Below are 23,271 nucleotides of genomic sequence, written 5' to 3' on the forward strand. Positions count from 1 at the left end.
CGCTATCGTGTCGTTTATGCGCGGCAATTCGAAAGTGCGCGACGTCGACGAATTGCCCGCAGGTCATGCCCAGCGCACCGCCCTGCCATATCGCATGACACGCGGCGCCCGGCTGGCCCGGCCGCTGCCGGGTTTGGGCATGAAGCATGCCTTTGTTGTGCTTATCTATGACGATCTATCTGACTGGAGACAACATGAAGGAAATCGAACCGACCGCCTGGTTTGAGCTTGCTGCCCATGAACCTGTCCGCGAAGGCTGGTACGAGGTGCAGTTGACGAGCGGAGACACGGCATTTGCGAAATATGGCGACGGCGTGTGGACCGAAAAACCGTTGCTGGTGTTCACGCACTGGCGCGGCCTGTCCGCCGACCCGTCGAAAGCGGCCGACGGCGAGGCAGAATCGATCGGCGCCGAAGCCACCGCGGCTCAGGGCGTGCGCGCCGCATGGAACGCGTTTTTCCCGGGACTCGGCGAAGAACAGCACAAACCGTTGGACGCCATGCCTAACGGCAAAGCACATTGAGCATTGATTGACGGAATGCTTGAGCGGCAGCCGGTCGGCTGCCGCTCAACGCTTCGGCCGCCAATCTGCCGATCTCTATTTTATTCGGGCAGCAAGCGTGGCCGCGTGCACCGCGGCGGCGAGGGCAATCGCCGGCGTAGTCAGCGGTTTCTTTCCGTGCGCGACCAACAAGGCTGCGCCCGCCATCGATGTTTGCGCAAACGCCACGACATCCGCGCCATTTTCGTAGGCGGTATCCGTAGCGGCGGCGATTGTGGACAGATAGCCCCCCGTGTCGCCCGCTTTAAAACACTCCCAGGCGCCGCTAATCAACTGAACCTCGACGCTCGCTGTGGTAAGCGTGGCGGCTTGAGCAAATAGGTGTGTGGTCGGGTCGAGTGTGGTGGATACGGTGCACAGCACGACAACCTTGCCGCCACTTTCCACTGCGCATTGAGCCAGCGCGGCATCGGCCCGCAAAACGGGCACCGGAGCGGCCTGTGCGACGAGGCCGTCGTCCACTGACGGGCTGAGCGTCGAACAGTTGAGCAACACGGCGTCTGCATTGTTCGTGAGCGTGAGGAGTACCTCGCGGGTTTGCGCCGCGATCTCGCCGGTCAACCCACCGGCGCGCTCAGCGGCCGCGAGCAAGTCCGCGCGGACGACATGCACAAGCTCGAGCGACTCGTATCCGGCGGCGCGGGCGGCCGCGTCGAATAGGGCGATGTTGCTGTTGGCGGTGTGCAAGCAGACGATACGCACGGTCTCTCCAATGATTTGTGGCAGTTTTGCATTCTCGCCTGGATCGGCGGGACATAGCGCTCGCATGTGGAAACGACGCCGATCCGGCGGGTGCGGTGGCTCGCCCTCGTGGCGCTCATGACGCTGCGCCACTCGCTTTGCGCGTCCCCGCTACAATCTGCCTGATCCATTTGACGCGGAACAGCACGTATGAAAATCACCCGGGAACCCGTCGCCTTGTCGCGCGCCACGCAATTGCTGAATCATGGCCCCGTCACGATCATTACCAGCGCGCACGGTGGCCGTTCGAATGTGATGGCGGCATCGTGGGCCATGCCGCTCGATTTCACGCCGCCGAAAGTCGTGGTAGTGGTGGACAGCCGCACGCTCACCCGGCAATTGATCGAAGCGAGCGGCGTGTTCGGACTGCAACTGCCGAGCCGTGGATTTGCGGCGCAGACGCTGGCGGTGGGCACGAACGCGGGCACCGAACTCGACAAGTTCTCGGCCTTCGATCTCGAGACCTTCCCGGCACAGCAAATCGACGTGCCGATGCTGGCCGGCTGCATCACGTGGATGGAATGCAAGGTGATCCCGGACGATAGCCAGCGGCACGATCTGATCATCGGCGAAGTGGTCGCCGCCTACGCGGACAGCCGCGTCTATTCGAACAACCGCTGGCACTTCGGCGACGATCCCAATCTGCGCACATGCCATTACGTGGCCGGCGGCACATTCTTCGCGACGGGCGATGCATTTGAAGTCGAACCGGCGGCGAGCGGGTCGGGAGGCTGACCGGTCCGCAAACAACGCGCGCATGACTCGCTACCTGGCGAGGTGTCTGTTCGAAGGCACGCGTGCCTTACCTGTTGCCATCGGCAAACGCCGTGAGCGCGTCGCCCGCCAGCCGGTAGCGGACCCATTCGCTTTGTGCGCTCGCCCCGATAGACTCATAGAAGCCGATCGCCGGCTCGTTCCAGTCCAGCACGCTCCATTCGAAGCGGCCGCAGCCGCTCTCGCACGCAATCCTGGCGAGGTGGCGCAGCATCTGTTTGCCTGCGCCGCTGCCGCGCGCGGCCGGCGATATGTACAGGTCTTCCAGATAAAGCCCGTGTTTGCCGAGCCACGTCGAATAAGAGAAGAAGTACACGCTAAAGCCGATCGGCTCGCCGTTCATTTCGCAGATCAGCGCCTTCGCGGATGAGGTCGCTGAGAACAGGCTTGCTTCGATGTCTTTAACGGTCGCGACAACTTCGTGTTCTGCTTTTTCATACACCGCGAGTTCGGTGATAAAGCGAAGAATCAGCGCGGAATCGGCTGCGTGGGCGGGGCGGATATGGATGGTCAAGGCGAAGTACTCGGTTTGTCTGAAGTGCGGAGTGCAGGAGCCGCCAAACATGGCGGCCAATCTTCTACTCGCTATAGTACGTGGGACTGAAAGTTCCGGGTAGTGACATGGGTTGCCGCGTCACTCGCGATATCCATTCGCGATGGTGTTTCTCACTGTCGCCGAGACAATCGAGCACCCATTCCCGCATCGGCGGCGCCTTGCGCCCATACGAGGCGACGCCGGTTTATGGTTGACCTTGACGCACAGCCGAACGCAAACCGACGCTGGTCGAAATCGCGATTGACCTCCCGCCATAAAATCGTTTACTGTCAATCCATGGACTTCCACTCGATTCCCTTCGCTGCCGTCACCACCACGACGACCACCTTTACAGGCGGGTCGTCTGGAGGTTGCGCACGCTAGAAGCAGGATGCTGTGGCAAACCACCAAGGGCCCCGCCGGAAACGGACGGGGCCTTTGGCGTTTCTGGACCTCCGTTTGCGGTACCGATCTGCAGTAACTGCAACATCAAACCCAATGGAGCGTCATCATGAACGACATCGACCATCGTGTGCTCGGCAACAAACTCGACCTCTTCCATCAGCAGGAAGAAGGCGCCGGCATGGTTTTCTGGCACCCACGCGGTTGGGAGCTTTACCGCGTGTTGGAAGACTACATTCGCGCCCGCATGCGGCGCGCGGGCTTTCGCGAGATCCGTACGCCGCAATTGCTGGCGCGCTCGTTGTGGGAAAAAAGCGGCCATTGGGAGAAGTTCGGCGCGGCGATGTATTCGCTCGCCGACGCGGAAGAAGGGCGCGCGCTGTGTCTGAAGCCGATGAGTTGCCCGTGTCACGTGCAGGTGTTCAATCAGCGCGTGCGCTCGTATCGCGAGTTGCCGGTTCGCTATAGCGAGTTCGGCGCGTGTCATCGTGACGAACCTTCGGGCTCGCTCGAAGGCCTCAAGCGTACGCGTGCATTCGTGCAAGACGACGCGCATGTGTTCTGCACGGAGGCGCATATCGAAGCCGAAGTCGGCCGCTTCTGTGCGCTTTTGCGTGTGGTCTATGGGGACCTTGGTTTCCCCGCCTTCAAAGTCGCGCTAGCCACGCGGCCCGCGATGCGGGCGGGCAACGATCAAACGTGGGATCGCGCGGAAGAGGCGCTCGCCAATGCGGCGCGTGCAGCGAGCCTCGAATTCGACGTGCTCGAAGGAGAGGGCGCATTTTACGGCCCGAAATTGGAGTTTCATCTGACGGACAGCCGTGAACGCAGTTGGCAATGCGGCACGATTCAGCTCGATTTCGTGTTGCCCGAACGGCTCGATGCGGAGTTCGTCAATGAGCGCAACGAACGTGAGCGGCCGGTGATGATTCATCATGCGGTACTCGGCAGCATGGAGCGTTTTATCGCGATGCTGCTCGAACATCATGAAGGATGGCTGCCGGTATGGCTCGCGCCGGAACAGGTCGTGGTCGCGACGATCAGCGACGCGAATGCGGCCTACGCGCAAGAAGTGATGCAAGCGCTTGAAGACGCCGGCATCCGGGCGCTGCTCGATGGCCGGCCGGAGCGGCTCGAAAAGAAGATCGTCGACGCACGTGAAAAGCAGGTGCCGATTTTTGTCGCGGTCGGCTCCCGCGACGAGCGCGACCGGACGATCAGCATTCGCATGCGTGATGGGCAACAGTCGACGCTTGCGCTCGCGGAAGGTGTCGAGCGTTTGCGGCTGGCTGCGCTGCCGCCCGCCACGCGCTGATGCCTGCCACAGACGGCTTGAGCACCGGAGGCGGCGCCCGGCATAGCGCGCGGGCGCCGTCCTCCTAAATCTCCAGCACGCCTGCGGCCATGAAGCCGCCATCCACCGGCACCGTCTGCCCGTTCACATACGACGCCTGTTCGGAACACAGGAACTGGACTACCGCGGCGATTTCCGCAGGGATGCCGTAGCGCTTCGCCGGCACCGCGCGCGTGTAGTTGTCGCGCGCGACTTGCGAATGCAGATCGAGCGTCATCGGGGTGTCGATCGGCCCCGGCGCCACGCCGTTGGTCGTGATGCCGTATTCGGCGAGTTCGATCGCCATCTGTCGCGTCAGTCCGACCACGGCGGCCTTCGACGTGCCGTAGGCGGTGCGGCCCGAACTCGCACGGAGTCCGCTGACCGAGGCGATGTTCACGATCCGCCCCCAGCCGTTCTTGCGCATCAGCCGTGCAGCGTGCTGGCCGCATAGCATGGGTCCGGTGACGTTCACGTCGAAGACTTTGCGCCAGTGCTCGACCGGATAGTCGAGAAACGGAAATGTCTTGGCGATGCCGGCGTTGTTCACCAGGATGTCGCAGCGGCCGAACTGGTTCTCGATGGTGCTGAAGGCGGCATCGATCGAAGCCGACGCCGACACGTCGAGCTGCACGGCATACGCTTCGTGCCCGGCTGCGCACAGCGAACCGGCAAGATCGTTCGCGGTATGCGCGTTGATGTCGCCGATGAAGACGATGTGCCCGGCTTCGGCAAGCTGCTGCGAGATAGCCGCGCCGATGCCCGCGCCACCGCCGGTGACGAGCGCGACGCGCGGATGAGTGAGGGAAGACGGGGTACGGCGGGAAGTTTCAGTATTCAGATTCACAGCGAACTCTCGAATGATCGGAAACAGCGGGAAAAAATCGGCTTAAAAAGGGCTTGAAACTGGATGTCAAAGCACGAACGTCAACGCGCATTCACTTCAGGAAACCGATCGACAGCCACGGCACGAACGCGACCAACAGCAGCGCGATGAATAGCGCGCCTAGATAACCCCACACGCGGCTCACGACCCGGTCCGGCGACACCTTGCCGATTGCGCACGCGGCATAGAAACCCACGCCCATTGGCGGCGCGAACAGGCCGAGCCCCATCGACAGAATCACGACCATCGCGTAGTGAACGTCGTGAATCCCGAGCGCGCGAGCCACCGGAAACAGCAGCGGGCCGAACAGCACGATCGCGGGAATCCCTTCGAGCACGCTGCCGAGCACCACGAACAACACGATCGATACGCACAAAAACGCGCGCGGACCGCCGGGTATCTGTTCCATCGCTGCCACCAGCGACGCGGAGAAGCCCGATTGCGTGAGCGCCCACGCCATCGCGGTGGCGAGACCGATGATCAGCAGAATTGCGCCGGACAGACTGGCGGTATCGAGCAGCAGCGAGTAGAGGCGGCGCCATTCGATCCGCCGTCCGCACAGATGCAGCAGCACGCCCGCAATCAGCGTGTACGCGATACCGATGGTCGACACTTCGGTGGCAGTGGCTGCGCCTTCGATGACCACCACGCGAATCAGCATCGGCAACGCGAGTGCGGGCAGCGCGATCACGAAGGTCCGCAGAATCGTGCGCAAGGGGGCGCGTGTGCTGTTGCTCGCCGGCTCGTGCCGTGCGCGCCGCCAGCAGACGAAACCGATCGCGATGGTCGCGACCACTGCCGGCATGATTCCGCCGACGAACAGCGCGGTGATCGATACGCCGCACACCGCACCGATCGTGATCAGCACAAGGCTCGGTGGAATCGTTTCCGTCATCGCGCCGGTTGACGACAGCAGCGCGACCAGTTCCTCGGGTTTCGCGCCGCGCCGCTGCATTTCGGGGAACAGCGCGGGTGCAATCGCTGCCATGTCGGCGGCTTTTGCGCCGGAGATGCCCGACACCAGAAACATCGCACCGAGCAGTACGTATTGCAGACCACCGCGCACGTGGCCAAGCAACGCGGCCATGAAGTCGATCAGGCAGCGCGCGAGCCCGCTCAACTCCAGCAATGCACCGAGCAACACGAACAACGGCACCGACAGCAGCACCAGATTCGCCATCCCTTCATCCATCCGGCTTACGACAATGCCGAGCGGCGCATGTGTCATCAGCACCAGATAAGCGAGTGTTGCCGTGCCGAAGCTGAATGCGATCGGCACGCCACCCGCCACGCACAAACCCACCAGCACGACGAAGAACACGATCAGGTTCAGATTGCCGAGCGCGAGCAGATAGGGTTGCGCGATCCATAACGCGGCAGCGATCACGCCCGCGGTGAGCAACGCGCCGGCGAACTGCACCGGGCTCACTTCACGCGCGATGCGGGCAAGCGCCGCCAACAGCATCAACGCCGCGCCGACCGGCAACGCGGCGCAACGCCAGCCGTCCGGCAATTGCAACGCAGGCGTGCTGACCGGCATCTGCAGGTTCATATGCTCGATGGCCGGCGTGATGATCAGCGCGACGAAGGTACAGACGGTGAGCGCGCTGACCGCTTCGAGCCAGCCGCGCCATTTCTCCGGTAAGCGCGTGACGATCGCGGTGAGACGCATATGCGCGCCGCGATGCAAGGCGAGCACGGCGCCGAGCATGGCCAGCCAGCTAAACAGGATCGACGCGAGTTCGTCGGACCAGATTAGCGGCTGGTCCAGCCCATAACGAAAGATCACGCCGCATAGCAAGATCACCGTCTCGGCGACCACGAGGAAGGCCGCCACCGCGCCTACGCCGTGCATCACCCAATCGACGGCCGTCGTCAGGCCGCGCGCGAGCCAGCCGTCGTTTTCCAGTTTCTTCGTCAAGGTCAGATGCATGGCGCGTCAGGCGAGTTTGCCGGTGTATTTTTCGAGGGCGGTCCACGCGTCGTCGCCGAACTTCTTGTGCCAGTCGGCGTAGAAGCCCGTTGAGGTCAACTGGCTGCGGAACGCATTGATATCGACATCGTTGAACTGCAGGCCCTTTGCTTTCAGCTCCGGCATCAGCGACGCGTTCAATTTGGCGACGTCGGTGCGTTCCTGCACGGCCGCATCGTTGACGGCGTTCTGCACGATGGTTTGCAGATCCTTCGGCAGACGCGCGAACGACTGTTTGTTCGCGAGGAACCAGAAGCCGTCCCACATGTGATTGGTCAGCGAACAATATTTCTGCACTTCGTAAAGCTTGGCCGCGGTGATGGTGGCGAGCGGATTCTCCTGACCTTCCACGACCCGCGTTTGCAGCGACGAATACACCTCGGAGAAATTGATGCTGGCCGGCGACGCGCCGAGCGCCTGGAACATCGAGGTCCAGATCGGGCTCATCGGCACGCGCAGCTTGATGCCTTTCAGGTCGCCCGGAAGGTGGATTGGCTTCGTGCTGGTGGTGGTTTGACGGTAGCCGTTGTCCCAGATCTTGTCGAACGCGAACACCGAGGTCTTCGCAATCTCCTGGCGCACGCGCGCGCCGAGTGCACCGTCGAGCGCGGCCCACACCTGGTCGTAGTCCTTGAACGCAAAACCGACGCCGGTGATCTGCGCGGCGGGCACGAGGGTGCCGAGAATCAGCGGCGAGAGCGTGAAGTAATCGATCGCACCGGAGCGGACCTGCGACAGCATGTCGGTATCGCTACCCAACTGGTTGTTCGAATACACCTGGAAGTCGACCCGCCCCTTACTCTCTGAAGCAATGCGCGCCGCGGCTTCCTTCGCGCGGATGTTCATCGGATGGGTGGCAGGCAGGTTGTTCGCGTACTTGAGGGTGAATTCGGCAGCGTGCGCGGAGCGGCCGTGCAGACCGGCGAACGACGCCGCGGCGGTAAGAGAAGCGCATTTGAGAAAGTCGCGCCGGGTGGTAACGCTCATCGTCTGTCTCCTGAGTTTTATGTTTGCCGCTTCGAAGGCCGGCGGCCAGCTAAAAGCAAATTGGATGCCATTTGGCGGGAGCCGCGTGGCTATTGGCGTTAAGCCGGCAACCCCGGGTTATTGCCAGGGCGGGCACGCCGTGCAGGTGTCGAGCAAATGCGACACGTGTCGCATGCTTTGTGTCGCACGCGAGCCGGGGGCGGACTGCGGATTCATCCGTGGCGCGAAAGCAGGATTGGAAGCCGTTGCGGCGCGTGGCCCGCATCGGCGCGGCGCTCGCGTCATGCGCGCCGTGCCGGCCGGGGTCGCGATCATGAAACGACCTGCCTGGCTGGCCTGGCTTTTGCATGAAGAGCCGTCATTCCCATCCCCAAGCCAAGGAGTTGTTCGCAATGCAACCGACCATCATCGGATGGAGCCATATCCCGTTCGGCAAGCTCGACGCGTTGGACATCGAACGCATGATTGCCGACAGCGCACTCGGTGCGCTCGAGCATGCCGGCGTCGAAGCCGGTCAGATCGATTCGATTCACGTGGGCACGTTTAACGGCGGGTTCGTCTATCAGGACTTTCCGTCGGCGCTCGTCTTCAACGCGATTCCCGAAATGCGTTTCACCTCGACCGTACGGTGTGAAAACGCGTGCTCGACCGGCTCGGCCGCGGTGTACTCCGCGCTCGATGCGGTGCGCTCGGGCCGCTCCGCGTGCGCACTGGTGATCGGCTACGAGAAGATGACAAGCCTGCCGACCGCCGAAGTGGGCAAGGTGTTGCAGAAGTGCTCGTATGCGAGCGAAGAAGCGGACGTGCCGGGCGGATTCGCGGGCATTTTCGGCCAGCTCGCGCAAACGTATTTCGATCGCTATGGCGACCAGTCGGATGCGCTCGCGGCGATTGCCGCGAAGAATCATCACAACGGCGTGTCGAACCCGTATGCGCATATGCGCCGCGATTTCGGCTATGACTTTTGCCGCACGCCGTCGGAGAAAAACCCGTTCGTTGCCGGGCCGTTGAAGCGCACCGACTGCTCGATGATCTCTGACGGCGCGGCCGCGCTGATCATCGCGTCGCCGGACATCGCGCGGCGCGCGCGTCACGCGGTCGAGTTTCGCGCGACGGTGCAGGTGAGCGACTACCTGCCGCTGTCGCGGCGCGATCCGATCGCGTTCGAAGGCGCGCGGCTCGCGTGGAAACAAGGGCTGGCGCAAGCCGGCATGACACTCGACGATCTGTCGCTGGTCGAAACCCACGACTGCTTCACGATTGCCGAACTGATCGAATACGAGGCGATGGGTCTGGCCGAACCGGGACAGGGCGCCCGTGTGATTCTCGACGGGGTGACCACGAAAGAGGGGCGCCTGCCGGTCAATGCGTCGGGCGGATTGAAGGCGAAGGGGCATCCGGTTGGCGCGACGGGCGTGTCAATGCACGTGATGGCGGCGATGCAGGTCAGCGGCCAGGCCGGCGCGATGCAAATTCCAAATGCACGCACGGCCGGGGTGTTCAACATGGGCGGCGCGGCCGTGACCAATTATCTGAGCATTCTCGAAGCACGCCGCTGAAAGGCATCCGATCATCTGGACCAGGTATGCGCGCCTCTCAACCTCTCTTTCTTCAAAGCACTGGCTTATGCTGACCACCGTCATGAACCTCGGGAATCTGCTGACCGACGCAGCCCGACGCCACGCCGATCAACCCGGCTTCATTCACGCCGAACGCAGCGTGAGCTGGCACGACATCAACGCACGCGTCGACGCGGTCGCGCACGGTTTGAGCCGGCTCGGCATCGGCAAGGGCGACAAGATTCTCGTGCATTCGCGCAACAACCTGGCGCTCTTCGAAAGCGCATGGGTCGCGTTCAAACTCGGCGCCGTGTGGGTGCCGACCAACTGCCGGATTACCGCAGCGGAAGCGGCGTATCTCGGCGAATCGAGCGGTGCGGTGGCGATGATCTACGAAGTCGGTTTCGACGCCCACGTCGACGCGGTGCGCGCGGCGTCGCCGGCCTTGCAGCATGTGATCGCAATCGGCACGCCGCGGGTGGGCGAACTCGCTTACGAGACACTCGCGCAGCAGATGGACGCACCGCCGTTCGCCGCGGTGGATGTGGACCGTGACGATCCGCTGTGGTTTTTCTATACGTCCGGCACGACAGGGCGCCCGAAAGCGGGCGTGCTCACGCACGGACAGATGGCTTTTGTGCTGACCAATCACATTGCCGATCTGATGCCCGGTTTGACGCACGAGTCGCGCTCGCTCGTGGCGGCGCCGCTCTCGCACGGCGCGGGCATTCATGCGATGGTCAACGTTGCGCGCGCGGCGGCCAGCATTCTGCCGGCGTCGGAGAAACTCGATGCCGAAGAGGCTTGGGCGCTGGTGGAAAAACACCGCGTCGACAATATGTTCACCGTGCCCACCATCGTCAAGATGCTGACCGAGCATGAATCGGTGGACCGTTACGATCACAGTTCGCTGAAGTACGTGATCTATGCCGGGGCGCCGATGTATCGCGAGGATCAGAAGCATGCGCTGCGCAAGCTGGGCAAGGTGCTGGTGCAGTATTACGGTCTCGGCGAAGTGACCGGCAATATCACGGTGCTGCCGCCCTCGCTGCACACCGCCGACGACCATGCCGCGGGCAGCCGCGTCGGCACTTGCGGCTACGCCCGCACTGGCATTGAAATCGGCATTCTCGATGACGAAGGCCATCGCCTCGCAGCAGGCGCGAGCGGCGAAATTTGCGTGCGCGGGCCGGCGGTGTTCATCGGCTACTACAACAATGCGGAAGCGAACGAAAAGGCCTTCCGTCATGGCTGGTTCCATACCGGAGACCTGGGCCACCTCGATGAACAGGGCTTCCTTTACATCACCGGACGATCATCGGACATGTACATCTCCGGCGGCTCGAACGTTTATCCGCGCGAAGTCGAAGAAGCGATTCTTACGCATAAGGCCGTGCAGGAAGTCGCGGTAGTCGGCATGCCCGATCCCAAGTGGGGGGAAATCGGCGTCGCGGTGGTGGTGCGGCGCGAAGGCTGGGCACTCAAGGAGGAAGCCTTGCTGGCGCATCTCGAACCGCATCTCGCACGCTACAAATGGCCGAAACGCTGTGTGTTCTGGGACGCGTTACCCAAATCCGCCTACGGCAAGATCGTCAAGAAAGATATCAAGGCCTTGCTGGCCGCGCCTATGGAAGCCGTGACGGCGGAGCGCTAACGCTTCAGCTTGCCCGGCGCAGCCGCGTGCTGGATTAGCCGCGCGCCGGGCAGGGAAGTGGAGCCGCTTGAGCCGCTACGCGTAAAACGCCGACGGCACCACGCCGAAATGCCGCTTGAACATGGCCGCGAAAGCGCTTTGGCTGGTGTAGCCATGATCCAGCGCGACCGCGATGATCTTCTCGCCGTGCGCGAGCCGTTTGAGCGCGAGCAGCAAGCGCGCCTGCTGGCGCCAGCGGCCGAACGTCAAACCGGTTTCGCGCTGGAACCAGCGGTGGAATGTCTTTTCGGATACATCGAGCGTGCTGGCCCATGCGCCGATGGTGCGGTTGTCGTCGGGGGCGGCGAACAGGCTATTGCATACCTCGCGTAGACGCTGATCGGTCGGCCACGGCAGATAAAGCGGCAGCGACGGCACCGCATTCAATTCCGCCAGCAGCAAGCGCATCAGATGATCGTGGCGCGAGCCGTCGGTGTAATCCGGCGGCACGTCGATCGCCGCGAGGATCAACTCGCGCAACAGCGGATGCACTTCGACCACGCAACTGCGGGTGGGCAAATGCGCGGTCGCGCCGGGTTCGACAAACACCGTGCGCATCTTCACGTCGCCGCTCATCTGCACCGAATGATCGACCTCGGGTTCGAGCCACACGCCCCGCGTGGGCGGCACGACCCACGAGCCGGTTGCCGATTCGATCAACATCACGCCTTCGATCGCATAGAGCAATTGCGCGCGCCGATGACGGTGCGGCGCAATCACGGTGCCGTGCGGATACCACGCGGCCATCGCCGAGACCGGCATGGGCGTGCTCTCGAACGGCACGTGCGCGCCCGGCGCGGTGGGCGTTTCGGTGTGGCGTGCCGCGGGCATTGGAGTTCGCGCGTTCATTCGTCGTGTTGCCCTTCATCGGATGGTTGACCGTTTCACGACAGATAAAGACCTTTTGGCGTGAGACGGACCTTGCCTGCGAGCGCAAGAATTCATGTCACTTCGGAGCCCCCGATTCCTATCGACAATCTATTAGAGCGTGACATGAAGAAATCGTATTTCCTGTTTCCCTTTGTGGCAATCCTGTTGTGGGCCGGCAATGTCATTGTGTCGAAGCTGTCCGCGCGCACGATCGACCCTTCGGCCATCACGTTCTACCGCCTGTTACTAGCGGTCGCGCTGATGAGCCTGTTCACGCTGAAGCCGGCCTGGGGCAATCGCGCGGCGATCGTGCCGCAACTGCCGAAGCTCGCCGTGCTCGGCTTTCTGGCGATGGCATTGTTCCAGAGCCTCTCCTATGAAGCGGCCAAAACGACCACGGCGACCAACATGTCGATCATCACCGCGCTCGTGCCGCTGATGACGATGGTGGCCAGCACGCTGCTGCTCGGCGAAGCGCCGACCACGGGAATGGTGGGTGGCGGGGTCCTGTCGCTGGCCGGCGTGGTGTATCTGATCACGCAAGGCAACCCGGCGATGCTGCTTGCCAACGGCGCGCATCTTGGCGATCTGCTGATGATTTTCGCGGCGCTCGCGTATGCGCTGTATGGCGTGTTGCTCAAGCGCTGGCACGTGGGGCTGCCGTCGTGGCAATCCACCTACCTGCAGGCGCTTTTCGCGCTGGTGTTCATGCTGCCGATGCTGCTGCGTCTGCCGGCGGCCGAAGCCATGCCGACGCGCGCCAGCGTGCCGCTGATCCTGTATGCCGGTGTGCTGGCCTCGGTGGTGCTGCCGTTTCTCTGGATGCAGGGGGTCAAGCATCTCGGCCCGAATCGTTGCGCGCTCTTCATGAACGTGTTGCCGATCGCGACTGCGCTCATCGCCATCACCATGCTCGGCGAAACCTTGCACCTGTATCACGTGCTCGGCGGCGGTACGGCGCTGGTGGGCGTGATTGTCGCGCAAATGTTCAAACGGCCGCCCGCGGCACAAGCGGCCACGGCGCGAGACTAGACCGCAACGAGGGACATCCGACGGGGCCATGTGTTTCGGTAAACACGTCGCCCCGTTGTTGCATGCACGCGTTCAGCCGTAATCCGCCATCAGCATATCGCTGCCAAGGTCACGCACGTGCGGAATGCGAAACTGCCTGAGCTTGCGATAGAGCGACGCGCGGCAAATACCGAGTTCGCGCGACGCGGCCGAGATATTCCAGCGACTCGCGGACAGCGCACGCAGAATGTTGTCGCGTTCGCTCGGCGGCGCGACCGGCAAGCGGGCCGCGTCTGCGAAACGCGCGGCATGCGATGCGGCGTAGCCGCCGCTGTCACGTGACGCGGCGTACGGCTGCGGCGCTGCCTGAAACGCGGGGTGCAAGGTCGGGTGCAGACCGATTCGCCCGACCATGCCTTTACCGGGCTGAACATTGGCTGGCAGGTCGCCCGCGCGAATCATGTCGCCGTTCTTTACCGCGCATGCGTACTGAAGTGCCGTACGCATCTGCCGCAGATTGCCCGGCCATTTGCAGTGCAGCAGAATCTCGCGCGCCTCGCTATCGATGTTGGCCTCGAGCGTCATGCCCGGTGCTTCGCGTTCGAGGATCGATTGCAGCAGCCATGCACGGTCGTGCCGCTCGCGTACCGGCGGCAAATGCACGATGCCCACGGCGATCCGGTAATAGAGATCTTCACGGAACGTTCCCGCTTCGACGTGCGATTCGATGTTCTGATGCGTCGCGCAGATCAGTTGGAGATCGACCGCAATAGGCTCGGCTGAACCGATCGGCGTCACCTCGCGCTCGGACAGTGCGCGCAGCAAGCGGGTTTGCTGCGCTGCGGGCATATCGCCGATCTCATCGAGGAACAGCGTGCCGCGATGCGCGAGCACGACCTTGCCTTTCATGCCGGTGGAGAGCGCGCCGGAGAATGCGCCGCGCGCATAGCCGAACAGTTCGCTTTCGATCAGGTTCTCAGGGATCGAGCCGCAATTCACCGACACCATCGCCGCATGCCGGCGGTTGCTGTAGTCGTGCAGCGCACGCGCGAGATATTCCTTGCCGGTACCGGTCTCGCCGAGAATCAGAATGGGAAGTTGCCGGTCGATGAGCAGGCGGGCACGCGATAGCGTGGCCAGCATCGTAGGATCGTCGCCACATAGTCGGCTAATAGGTAGCCCCGATGAGCGAGATGAGTCTGCACGGGCGCGGTCCAGCGGGTCGTGGGCGGTCATGGCATCTCTCTTTATGTCTCTGATTGGCAGGATCGGCCCGGCTTGTGGCCCGGCGGATCGAAAAAGCTGCCAGCGGTTTGTCTCCGAAACCAAGCATAGTGCGATTCATTAATAGTCTCCAATACATTATGATGCGACGACTGATACCGGTTAGGTATAAGTCGGATTCCTATTTGCGGACTTGGGGCGGGCATGGAGCTGAGGCAATTACGCTACTTCGTCGTACTTGCGGAGACCCTGCACTTCGGGCGGGCGGCGGCGCTGCTCAATATCTCCCAGCCACCGCTGTCGCGGCAGATCGCATTGCTCGAAGCGGAACTGGGCGTCGTGCTGCTGGATCGCACACGCCGCAGCGTGCGGCTCTCGGCAGCCGGGCATCGCTTCTATCGCGATGCCAAGACGGTGATGGCCACCGTCGACCAGGCGCGCGGTCATGCGCGTGCCGCCGACCTTGGCGAGGAGGGCACGCTGATGGCGGGCTTCATGTTCGCCGCCGCGTACAGCATCGTGCCGGTGCTGACGCGTGAGTACGCATCGGCTTTTCCGCGGGTCGAACTGAAGCTCAGCGAAAGTATTCCCACCTTGCTCGTGGCCGATATTCGCGCCGGCAAGGCCGATGTCGGCATCATGTATCCGTCGGATTCGGCGGTCGAACTGGAGACCCGCACGATCTTCAGCGAGCAACTGGTAGCCGTGCTCCCCGAAGGGCACCGGCTCGCGACAAGAGCGGCGATTTCCATTGCCGAGTTGCGCGACGAGTGGTTCATCATTTCTCCACATGCGGCCTCGCCGTTCATCTACAACACGATCGTCGAGCATTGCCGGCGCTCGGGGTTTACGCCGCGCATCCGCCTCGAAACCAATTTTCAGCAGACCATCGTGAACCTCGTCGCGCAGCAACTCGGTGTTGCGCTCGTGCATAGCTCGATGCGCAGTACCCACGCGGATAACGTCAGGTTCGTGCCCTTGCAGCACGCGCCTTATGTCGACGTCGCGCTGGTGTGGAGCCCCGATACGCTGAATCCCTGCGTGGCACGGTTCGTCGACATCGCCGCGCAACTGGGCCTGGTCGGTACGCGTTCGGGCAGCTAGCGAGTCGCTTCACCCTATGACACGCGCACGACACCTGTAGCACGGCGCGCGACAGATGTTGCTGCGCAGGCGGCGCTGTTCATGCGGGCTGAGGCCTGCCGCGCCGCGTGCGTCGCGAATCGCGTTCAGATGGCATTGAAGTTGCTATTAAGGAGCGTCGCAATCTACCTGACCCTCCCATGACGTTAAAGACAGAAGCTTTCCGCCACCCTGGCGCAGCCGCTCACCCGCGGGTGCTGGCCACGGTAGTGCGGGAGCCGCGCGAATTGCGCGTTGAAATACCCAGCGGATGCAACGCCGGCAAGGTGCTGCGCGACCTGATGATGCACCACGGCTTTTGCGGCGCAACCGGCCGGATCTGCAGCGGTTCGGCGCGCGCGTTGCAGTACCACGTCGTCATCAAGGCGGCGCAAGGCGAGCGGCCTTACATCTACGGCACCCCTAACATGGAGAATGACGAAGTCGCATTGCTGCACGGCGCGGTAACGATCGGTAAGGATCGTGCGGGCAGCGTCGCGCTGCATTGTCACGGTGCGTTCGTCGGCGGCGATGGCCGGCTGCACGGTGGCCACGTGATCCTCGATCGCCTCGAGGTGGGCCGCGAACCGCTGGTGTTGCGGCTCTGCGCGTTCGCGCACGGTGGCTTCACGCAATATGTCGACGAGGAAACCCGCTATACCTTGTTTGGACCGACGGTGGAGGATGCCGCATGAGCGCGCAATCCAACTCGTCCGATGTCAAACTCGAAGCCGGCTGCTACGGACGCACTTTGATTGCACGCCTGAAGCCGAATGAGGACATCGTCGAATCGCTCGAGCGCCTGTGCGCGCAATACGGCATCGGCCGCGCGGTGGTGCGCAGCGCGGTCGGCAGTCTGATCGATGGACATCTGACAAGCGGCGCGGGCGCCGTGCAGGCCACGCAGATTGTCAAAGGGCCGGGCGTCGAGATCGTGGGACTGTTCGGAGAGGTCGCGTGTGCCGTGCCGGGTCGCGACGGGACAGGCACGACGGAGCTCACCGCGATTCTGTCCGGCACGGACAGTCAGGTGTTTGCCGGCCGCGTGGTGCGCGGGATGAATCTGTCGTTCATCACGGTGGAGGTGACGTTGCAGGAGTGGCTCGCGGATGCGGAGGAACTGGCGAAACGTGCTTGACGAATAATCAAAAGTAAAAAATTCATGTGACGAAACAACGCCTGTTTTCTTCTGTGATCTGACAGAAATTTCCGATACCGATACGTCGAGATTGAACCTGGCGACACCCCATAGAAAGTCACCTTTCGGGGTGTTGACAATTCTTTGCTGAAAACTACGAATCCTGTGCGGTTCTCTTACCCAGGATCAACTTTCGCATCCTCGGTCTTTCGTAGAATCCTGCGGCATGCGCATTCTGAGTGCGTGTCCCATGTTGCTATGGGCGCAGCGAATTTAGGCGAAAGTTTATGAGAAGCCGGGAAATATGAAAACAAAGGGAGCCCATAGCCGGGCGTCGATACCTATCGCGGCCGCGCTAACTACGTGTCTTTCCGGGTGTGGAAATCTCGATGTGCTCGACCCGAAGGGCAGCATCGGTCTCGCCGAAAAGTCGCTGATAGGCACGGCGACATTCACGATGTTGATTGTCGTGGTGCCGGTCATTCTGATGACGCTGTGGTTTGCATGGCGTTATCGCGCAAGCAACCGCCACGCGAAGTACGCACCGAAATGGGCGCACTCAACGGCGATCGAAGTCGTCATCTGGACCGTGCCATCCATCATCATTCTGTGCCTCGGAATTCTGACGTGGAAGACCACGCACGAACTCGACCCCTACAAGCCCATTGAGTCGGCTGTGAAGCCGATCAATGTCGAAGTAGTGGCGCTCGACTGGAAATGGCTCTTCATTTATCCGGACCTCGGCATTGCATCGGTCAATCAACTGGCTTTTCCGGTGGGCACGCCGGTTAATTTCATGATCACGTCCGACTCGGTGATGAACTCGTTCTTCATTCCGCAACTGGGTAGCCAGATCTACGCGATGGCGGGTATGCAAACGCAACTGCACCTCATCGCGGACGAAGCCGGCGACTACGCGGGCGTGTCGGCCAATTACAGCGGCAGGGGCTTTTCCGACATGAAGTTCCGTGCGCTCGCCACCAGCCCGGAGCAGTTCAACGCGTGGGTGGAAAAGGTCAAAGCGTCGTCAGACCGGCTCGACATGAACGAATACAGCACGGTGTCGCAGCCGAGCGAGAAGGCGCCGGTGCGCTACTTCTCATCGGTCGATCCGAAGCTGTTCTACAACATCATTGCGAAGTACAACAACGGCCACGTTCTCGATCTGCGGAACAGCAATTGCAGTACGAAGGGGTAACACATGTTCGGAAAACTGACACTTTCGGCGATTCCGTTCGATCAGCCTATCATCATGGGCGCGGGCGCTCTGATGGCGATCATCGTCCTGGCCACGTTCGGTGCGTTGACGTGGTTCGGCAAGTGGAAATGGCTTTGGAGCGAATGGCTTACCAGCGTCGATCATAAGAAGATCGGCGTGATGTATATCGTGGTCGCGGTCCTGATGCTGCTGCGCGGCTTTGCCGACGCGGTCATGATGCGCCTGCAACTGGCGCTTGCCTTCGACTCGCCGGGCTATCTGCCGCCGCATCACTACGACCAGATCTTTACCGCGCACGGCGTCATCATGATCTTTTTCATGGCGATGGCGCTGATGGTGGGTCTCTTCAACCTGATCGTACCGCTGCAGATTGGCGCGCGCGACGTCGCGTTCCCATTCCTCAACTCCCTCAGTTTCTGGATGACCGCGATCAGCGCCATTCTGATGAATCTGTCGCTCGTGATCGGCGAGTTCGCGCAAGTCGGCTGGCTTGCGTATCCGCCGCTCTCGGAATTGCAGTTCAGTCCGGGCGTGGGGGTGGACTATTACATCTGGAGCCTGCAGTTATCGGGCGTGGGTACGCTGATTACCGCGATCAACTTCTTCGTCACCATTATCCGGATGCGCGCACCCGGCATGTCGCTGATGAAGATGCCGGTGTTTACGTGGACCGCGCTGTGCTCGAACGTGCTGATCATGGCGACGTTCCCGATCCTCACCATTGCGCTCGCGCTGCTCGGTCTGGACCGCTACATGGGCATGCACTTCTTCACGAACGACGGTGGCGGCAACGCCATGATGTACCTGAACCTGATCTGGGCTTGGGGCCACCCCGAAGTCTACATTCTGGTTCTACCTGCGTTCGGCATCTACTCAGAAGTGATCGCGACCTTCGCGAAGAAACCGCTGTTCGGCTACAAGACCATGGTCTACGCCACCTGCGTGATTACGGTGCTGGCGTTCCTCGTCTGGCTGCATCACTTCTTCACGATGGGGTCCGGCGCGGACGTCAATGCGTTCTTCGGCATTATGACCATGGTTATTGCCATTCCAACCGGCGTGAAGATATTCAACTGGCTGTTCACGATTTATCGTGGCCGCCTCGAATTCACCACGCCGGTGCTGTGGACGATCGGTTTCATGATTACCTTCACGATCGGCGGCATGACCGGTGTGATGATGGCGATTCCCGGCGCCGATTTTGTCCTGCACAACAGCCTGTTTCTGATTGCCCACTTTCATAATGCCATTATCGGTGGGGTGGTGTTCGGCTATCTGGCCGGCGTGCACTACTGGTTCCCGAAGGTGTTCGGCATCAAGTTGAACGAGAAGCTCGGCAAGGCCGCATTCTGGCTCTGGTTCGTCGGCTTCTATGTGTCGTTCATGCCGCTTTATGTGCTGGGCTTCATGGGCATGACGCGGCGCCTGAATCACTATGACAACCCGGCGTGGCACCCGTTGCTGATTGTTGCGGCGTGCGGTGTGGTGTTCATCGCGCTCGGCGTGGTCTGTCAGGTTCTGCAGGTGGTTGTCAGCGTGCGCAACCGCAAGCTGCCGGCGTACCGCGACGCCACGGGCGATCCATGGGACGGCCGCACGCTCGAATGGGCCACCTCGTCGCCGCCGCCGGTCTACAACTTTGCCACTATCCCGGTGGTGCATGAACTCGACGCATTCACACACATGAAGGAAACGGGGCAGGGCCTCGGTAAAGACGTGACGTACCGCGAGATTCATATGCCGTCGAATACCAGCGCGGGGTTCTTTATCGGCATCTTTAGCCTGCTGCTGGGCTTCGCCGGAGTCTGGCACATCACGTGGCTCGCGGTGGTGGCGCTGGTTGCCATCATGGCGACGGTGATCGGACGCAGCTTCGGCGACAACGACGGCTATTACATTTCGGCGGAGACGGTCCGGAAGACCGAAGAGAAGGGCGGCAAGGCAGGCCAAACGAAGCGTCACGAGCGGCTTGCTGCTGCGGAGGTCAACTGATGTTGCAGAAAACCAATTTTTCCGCGCTGGGCGAGCTGGAAAGCGAGCACGCGCCGTCCCATTCGGTATTCGGATTCTGGCTTTACCTGATGACCGATTGCGTGCTGTTCGCGTCTCTCTTCGCGGTGTTTGCCGTGATGTCGCACCAGTTCGCAGGCGGTCCGACCGGTAAGGATCTGTTCGATATTCCGGGCGTCGCGCTGGAAACCGCCCTGTTGCTGCTGAGCAGTGTCACCTACGGTTTCGCGATGCTCGGTGCGCACAAGCGCAAGTCAGGTGTTGTGCTCGGGTGGCTGGCGATCACGTTTGTGCTGGGCCTCGCGTTTCTCTGGTTCGAAGTGCAGGAGTTTTCGCACCTGATCGCCGAAGGCGCGGGTCCTGGCCGCAGCGCGTTCTTTTCATCGTTCTTTACTCTCGTCGGCACGCACGGCTTGCACGTCACGGTGGGGCTCATCTGGATGGTCGTGCTCGCCGTGCAGATCGTGCTCAAGCCAGAAATGTCCGAACGCGAGATTACGCGCCTGACCTGTCTGAGTCTCTTCTGGCACTTTCTAGACATCGTGTGGATCTGCGTGTTTTCGTTTGTCTATCTTGGGAGCGTGCTTTAAATGGCTCATACGCGATCACTTCATGAGGAAGAGGGGCACGGGAGTCTCTCTGGCTATATCGTCGGATTCGTACTGGCTGTGGTGCTAACCGCGGCGTCGTTCGGGCTGGTAATGAACGGCATGCTCGAACCACGCTCCGCCATGGTTGTGCTGGCCGTGCTTGCGCTTGTGCAGATTGTTGTTCATCTGGTGTTCTTCCTGCATCTGAACACGTCTTCAGGCCAACGGTGGAATGTGATGGCGTTGTGCTATACCGCGGTCGCTGCGATCATTCTGATCGGCGGCACGGTGTGGGTGATGCACAACGTGAGTATGAATATGATGTCGCGGTAATTCACACGCGGGAGAGGTGGCTGGTGTGCGCGGAAACCGATAGGCCGCCGCGCGCACCAGCCACCGCGCGCTGTGCCACGGCGCGACGTGCCGCGTGATACCGCAGTGCTACACCACGTCGGTAAACAGCCTGCCCCAACTTGCGAGTGGCCTCGTATCTACCTCCAGCATTCTCAGAGCCTTCCAAATCACAGTGGCTACCGTGTCGTAAGCGGGAATATCGGTAGCCATCTCAAACGCGCGCACCAGATGCGCCGCGCGCAGATTCGTGCAGAATGTTGTCACCGCATCGGGTCTTGCAAATGCGGCTTCACGCATCATGATTGCCAACTGCGTATCCGGCACTTCGGCAAAGCTGAAGTTGTCCTGCAAGCCAAGGTGCCGTTCCGAAACACATTCGATCCCCAGCTTCTCGTAGTTGCGCACGATCCGCTGCTGAACGTCGTCGAGGTACGGCGATACCAGACCCAGGCGCCGCACGCCGGTTTTGACGAGGATTTCGTTGAGCGCCAGCACCGAGGTTGTCGCGGGGATACCGGTCGCTTCGGTGATATGCCGGCACAACGCCTGATCGCGCTCAAAGCCCAGCCATCCGGCCGATGTGCCGCTCCAGCCGATCACGTCCACACGCGCATCGGCCAGATGACGTGCGGCCGCCAGAATCCGGCTCGCGTCGAACTGACCGAGCGCTTGCTCCGATAGCGCGATCTCGGTGACCGTGAAGCGCGCAAAATGCGCGCTGACGTGCGGCAATTCGCTTAGTATCGCCGCGGTCATGGGCTCTAACGCCGTGTTCGACGAAGGCGTGAGAATGCCGAGCCGGATTCTTCTATGTTGCATCGCGACTTATCCCTTCGGTGCTTGAGTGCATGCGTAAGCGGTCTAGTCGGCGAGCAGTTGCTTCACGCCCTCGGCCGCTTCATGGCGAAGCCGTTCGAGATCGAGGCCCGGAATCACGCCGTTATCCACCACGACGCGGCCGTTCACCACGTTGTAGCGAACCCGGGCAGGCTCACCCGCCGTGACCGGCGCCACCGCCACGTCATGGAAGCCGTTGAAGCGCAGATCGCTGACGTCGTAAAGGACGAAATCCGCGGCCTTCCCAACCTCAAGCGTGCCGACCGCATCCAGGCCGAGCACGCCTGCGCCGCCCGCGCTGCCCCAGTGAATGACTTCTTCGACGGTGGTCGCCGACGCACCTTGCGCCGCGCGATGCACCAGCCACGCGAAGTGAGCTTCATTGGTCATGCTGCCGGATTCGTTCGAGGCGACGCCGTCCACGGCCAGCGACATCGGCACACCCGCCGCCGCCATTTGCGGGGCCGGCGCAATCCCGCTGCCGAGGCGCGCATTGCTCACCGGACAATGCGAGCAGCCGCTGCCGGTTTCCGCCAGCATCGCGATCTCGCTTGGCTGAAGATGTACGAGGTGAGCAAACCACACGTCCGGCCCGAGCCACTCGTGATCGGCGACGAATTCCACCGGTAGTTTGTTGAAGCGCTCTTTGCAGAAGTCGACGTAGCGGGTCGTTTCGGAAAGGTGTGTGTGCAACCTCAAACCCATTCGACGCGCCGCGCGTGCGACTTCGGGCAGCAGCTCCGGTGGCAGTGAAAACGTCGGGGTCGTCGGCGCGACCACAACGCGACGCATCGAAGCGTCGCTGGCATCGTGATAGCGCGATTTCAGGCGTTCGATATCCGCGAGCATCTGATCGAGCGTCTCCGGCTTGAGCGCGACTTTGGAAAAGCCCGGATGATCGCCCGCCGCCTGCAAAGCACCGCCCCGGCACAGCACGAAGCGCATGCCGAACTCGGCGGCTTCGTTGAAGAGCAGATCGCCTGTTTCAGTGTTGCCGTCCGCGTGATACAGGTAATGATGATCGGCGCAGGTGGTCACGCCGGACAGCAACAGCTCGGCCATACCCAATCGCGCGGCGACCCGCGCCAGCTCCGGCGTGAAGCGCGCGAGCCGCGGATACGGCACGGCGGCCAGCCATTCCTGCAAATCGGCGTTGATGCCGGACGGCACCGCCTTCAGGAGGTTCTGGAACAGGTGGTGGTGAGTGTTCACCCAGCCCGGATAAACGACGCATGAACGCGCATCGATTACCCGTTCATCGGCGCGGGGCTCCAGGTTCGGCGCGATGGCCTCGATACGGCCGTTGCGAATCCGCAGATCGACTTGGCCTGCCCGTGCCGCGTCGCCGCGAAGGCCACTCATGACCGCCGCAGGGTTCTTGATCAGCAACGCTTCAGTTTGCATGCTCACGATTCAATGTCCTCTCAGGTACCTCGAAGCGGCCGCCGGTT

At 61.9% G+C, this 23,271-nt stretch carries 23 protein-coding genes; 14 read left to right on the forward strand and 9 right to left on the reverse strand.

Going from position 1 to position 23,271, the window contains the following annotated elements:
- Positions 1 to 16 precede the first annotated feature (16 nt).
- Positions 17 to 226, forward strand: coding sequence for a hypothetical protein (locus HWX91_RS02150; protein ID WP_127837980.1), 210 nt, complete (start codon positions 17 to 19; stop codon positions 224 to 226).
- Entirely contained in the window at positions 195 to 524 is a 330-nt protein-coding gene (locus HWX91_RS02155; RefSeq protein ID WP_028195869.1) for a hypothetical protein, read from the forward strand. Before HWX91_RS02150 ends, HWX91_RS02155 begins: the two co-directional genes overlap by 32 nt.
- A 75-nt stretch (positions 525 to 599) precedes the next feature.
- On the opposite strand, the gene HWX91_RS02160 is transcribed toward HWX91_RS02155, so the two are convergent.
- Positions 600 to 1,265, reverse strand: a complete 666-nt coding sequence (locus HWX91_RS02160) for an aspartate/glutamate racemase family protein (RefSeq protein WP_028195868.1) — start codon at positions 1,263 to 1,265, stop codon at positions 600 to 602.
- Positions 1,266 to 1,454: 189 nt separating this feature from the next.
- Between HWX91_RS02160 and HWX91_RS02165 the strand changes: the two genes are divergently transcribed.
- Positions 1,455 to 2,039: a flavin reductase family protein gene (locus HWX91_RS02165; protein WP_028195867.1), complete on the forward strand. Its 585-nt coding sequence runs from the start codon at positions 1,455 to 1,457 to the stop codon at positions 2,037 to 2,039.
- A 67-nt stretch (positions 2,040 to 2,106) separates the two neighbouring features.
- Here the strand turns inward: HWX91_RS02165 and HWX91_RS02170 are convergent, their stop codons facing one another.
- Positions 2,107 to 2,592, reverse strand: coding sequence for a GNAT family N-acetyltransferase (locus HWX91_RS02170; protein ID WP_028195866.1), 486 nt, complete (start codon positions 2,590 to 2,592; stop codon positions 2,107 to 2,109).
- A 532-nt stretch (positions 2,593 to 3,124) separates the two neighbouring features.
- Between HWX91_RS02170 and thrS the strand changes: the two genes are divergently transcribed.
- The gene (thrS, locus tag HWX91_RS02175) at positions 3,125 to 4,330 is read left to right on the forward strand and encodes a threonine--tRNA ligase (protein ID WP_052660707.1); all 1,206 of its coding nucleotides are present in this window, start codon (positions 3,125 to 3,127) and stop codon (positions 4,328 to 4,330) included.
- Positions 4,331 to 4,394: 64 nt separating this feature from the next.
- On the opposite strand, the gene HWX91_RS02180 is transcribed toward thrS, so the two are convergent.
- The 3 genes from HWX91_RS02180 to HWX91_RS02190 form a co-directional block, all read right to left on the reverse strand.
- Complete coding sequence (locus HWX91_RS02180; protein WP_028195865.1) at positions 4,395 to 5,195, reverse strand: SDR family NAD(P)-dependent oxidoreductase; 801 nt, start codon at positions 5,193 to 5,195, stop codon at positions 4,395 to 4,397.
- Positions 5,196 to 5,286: 91 nt separating this feature from the next.
- Positions 5,287 to 7,167: a TRAP transporter large permease gene (locus tag HWX91_RS02185; protein ID WP_028195864.1), complete on the reverse strand. Its 1,881-nt coding sequence runs from the start codon at positions 7,165 to 7,167 to the stop codon at positions 5,287 to 5,289.
- A gap of 6 nt (positions 7,168 to 7,173) precedes the next feature.
- Positions 7,174 to 8,193 (reverse strand): TRAP transporter substrate-binding protein, encoded by a 1,020-nt coding sequence (locus HWX91_RS02190; protein ID WP_028195863.1) that lies wholly within the window; start codon positions 8,191 to 8,193, stop codon positions 7,174 to 7,176.
- Between the two features lie 392 nt (positions 8,194 to 8,585).
- On the opposite strand from HWX91_RS02190, the gene HWX91_RS02195 reads away from it, so the two are divergent.
- Together HWX91_RS02195 and HWX91_RS02200 are read left to right on the forward strand one after the other, a co-directional pair.
- Positions 8,586 to 9,752 carry an acetyl-CoA acetyltransferase gene (locus HWX91_RS02195; RefSeq protein ID WP_028195862.1) on the forward strand — a complete coding sequence of 389 codons (1,167 nt, stop codon included), beginning with the start codon at positions 8,586 to 8,588 and terminating at the stop codon, positions 9,750 to 9,752.
- Between the two features lie 67 nt (positions 9,753 to 9,819).
- Positions 9,820 to 11,406, forward strand: a complete 1,587-nt coding sequence (locus HWX91_RS02200; protein WP_028195861.1) for an acyl-CoA synthetase — start codon at positions 9,820 to 9,822, stop codon at positions 11,404 to 11,406.
- Positions 11,407 to 11,481: 75 nt separating this feature from the next.
- On the opposite strand, the gene HWX91_RS02205 is transcribed toward HWX91_RS02200, so the two are convergent.
- On the reverse strand, positions 11,482 to 12,294 hold the full coding sequence (locus tag HWX91_RS02205; RefSeq protein WP_370577230.1) for an AraC family transcriptional regulator: 813 nt from the start codon (positions 12,292 to 12,294) through the stop codon (positions 11,482 to 11,484).
- A 144-nt stretch (positions 12,295 to 12,438) separates the two neighbouring features.
- Here HWX91_RS02205 and HWX91_RS02210 point away from each other — a divergent pair, with 144 nt between their 5' ends.
- A complete protein-coding gene (locus HWX91_RS02210) occupies positions 12,439 to 13,347 on the forward strand; it encodes a DMT family transporter (protein WP_028195859.1) in 909 nt (302 codons plus the stop codon).
- Between the two features lie 72 nt (positions 13,348 to 13,419).
- On the opposite strand, the gene HWX91_RS02215 is transcribed toward HWX91_RS02210, so the two are convergent.
- Positions 13,420 to 14,562, reverse strand: a complete 1,143-nt coding sequence (locus HWX91_RS02215) for a sigma-54-dependent Fis family transcriptional regulator (RefSeq protein ID WP_042274663.1) — start codon at positions 14,560 to 14,562, stop codon at positions 13,420 to 13,422.
- A gap of 192 nt (positions 14,563 to 14,754) precedes the next feature.
- On the opposite strand from HWX91_RS02215, the gene HWX91_RS02220 reads away from it, so the two are divergent.
- The 7 genes from HWX91_RS02220 to cyoD all read left to right on the forward strand — a co-directional run bounded on the left by HWX91_RS02220 (position 14,755) and on the right by cyoD (position 20,962).
- Entirely contained in the window at positions 14,755 to 15,654 is a 900-nt protein-coding gene (locus HWX91_RS02220) for a LysR family transcriptional regulator (protein ID WP_028195858.1), read from the forward strand.
- A 179-nt stretch (positions 15,655 to 15,833) separates the two neighbouring features.
- Complete coding sequence (locus tag HWX91_RS02225) at positions 15,834 to 16,367, forward strand: hypothetical protein (RefSeq protein WP_052660706.1); 534 nt, start codon at positions 15,834 to 15,836, stop codon at positions 16,365 to 16,367.
- Positions 16,364 to 16,810: a PPC domain-containing DNA-binding protein gene (locus HWX91_RS02230; protein WP_028195857.1), complete on the forward strand. Its 447-nt coding sequence runs from the start codon at positions 16,364 to 16,366 to the stop codon at positions 16,808 to 16,810. Before HWX91_RS02225 ends, HWX91_RS02230 begins: the two co-directional genes overlap by 4 nt.
- 304 nt (positions 16,811 to 17,114) lie before the next feature.
- On the forward strand, positions 17,115 to 18,008 hold the full coding sequence (gene cyoA / locus HWX91_RS02235) for a ubiquinol oxidase subunit II (RefSeq protein ID WP_042274661.1): 894 nt from the start codon (positions 17,115 to 17,117) through the stop codon (positions 18,006 to 18,008).
- A gap of 3 nt (positions 18,009 to 18,011) precedes the next feature.
- Positions 18,012 to 20,021, forward strand: a complete 2,010-nt coding sequence (gene cyoB / locus HWX91_RS02240) for a cytochrome o ubiquinol oxidase subunit I (protein WP_042274659.1) — start codon at positions 18,012 to 18,014, stop codon at positions 20,019 to 20,021.
- Positions 20,021 to 20,629 (forward strand): cytochrome o ubiquinol oxidase subunit III, encoded by a 609-nt coding sequence (gene cyoC / locus HWX91_RS02245; protein ID WP_042274657.1) that lies wholly within the window; start codon positions 20,021 to 20,023, stop codon positions 20,627 to 20,629. The genes cyoB and cyoC overlap by 1 nt, the downstream gene beginning before the upstream one ends.
- A complete protein-coding gene (cyoD, locus tag HWX91_RS02250) occupies positions 20,630 to 20,962 on the forward strand; it encodes a cytochrome o ubiquinol oxidase subunit IV (RefSeq protein WP_028195854.1) in 333 nt (110 codons plus the stop codon).
- Positions 20,963 to 21,070: 108 nt separating this feature from the next.
- Here cyoD and HWX91_RS02255 read toward each other — a convergent pair whose 3' ends face one another.
- Both HWX91_RS02255 and HWX91_RS02260 read right to left on the reverse strand, forming a co-directional pair.
- Positions 21,071 to 21,802: a maleate cis-trans isomerase family protein gene (locus tag HWX91_RS02255; protein WP_028195853.1), complete on the reverse strand. Its 732-nt coding sequence runs from the start codon at positions 21,800 to 21,802 to the stop codon at positions 21,071 to 21,073.
- A gap of 42 nt (positions 21,803 to 21,844) precedes the next feature.
- The gene (locus HWX91_RS02260) at positions 21,845 to 23,224 is read right to left on the reverse strand and encodes an isoxanthopterin deaminase (RefSeq protein ID WP_221306755.1); all 1,380 of its coding nucleotides are present in this window, start codon (positions 23,222 to 23,224) and stop codon (positions 21,845 to 21,847) included.
- Positions 23,225 to 23,271 lie beyond the last annotated feature (47 nt).

Origin of the sequence: Paraburkholderia fungorum (assembly GCF_902833645.1) — a bacterium.
Lineage (GTDB): Bacteria > Pseudomonadota > Gammaproteobacteria > Burkholderiales > Burkholderiaceae > Paraburkholderia > Paraburkholderia fungorum.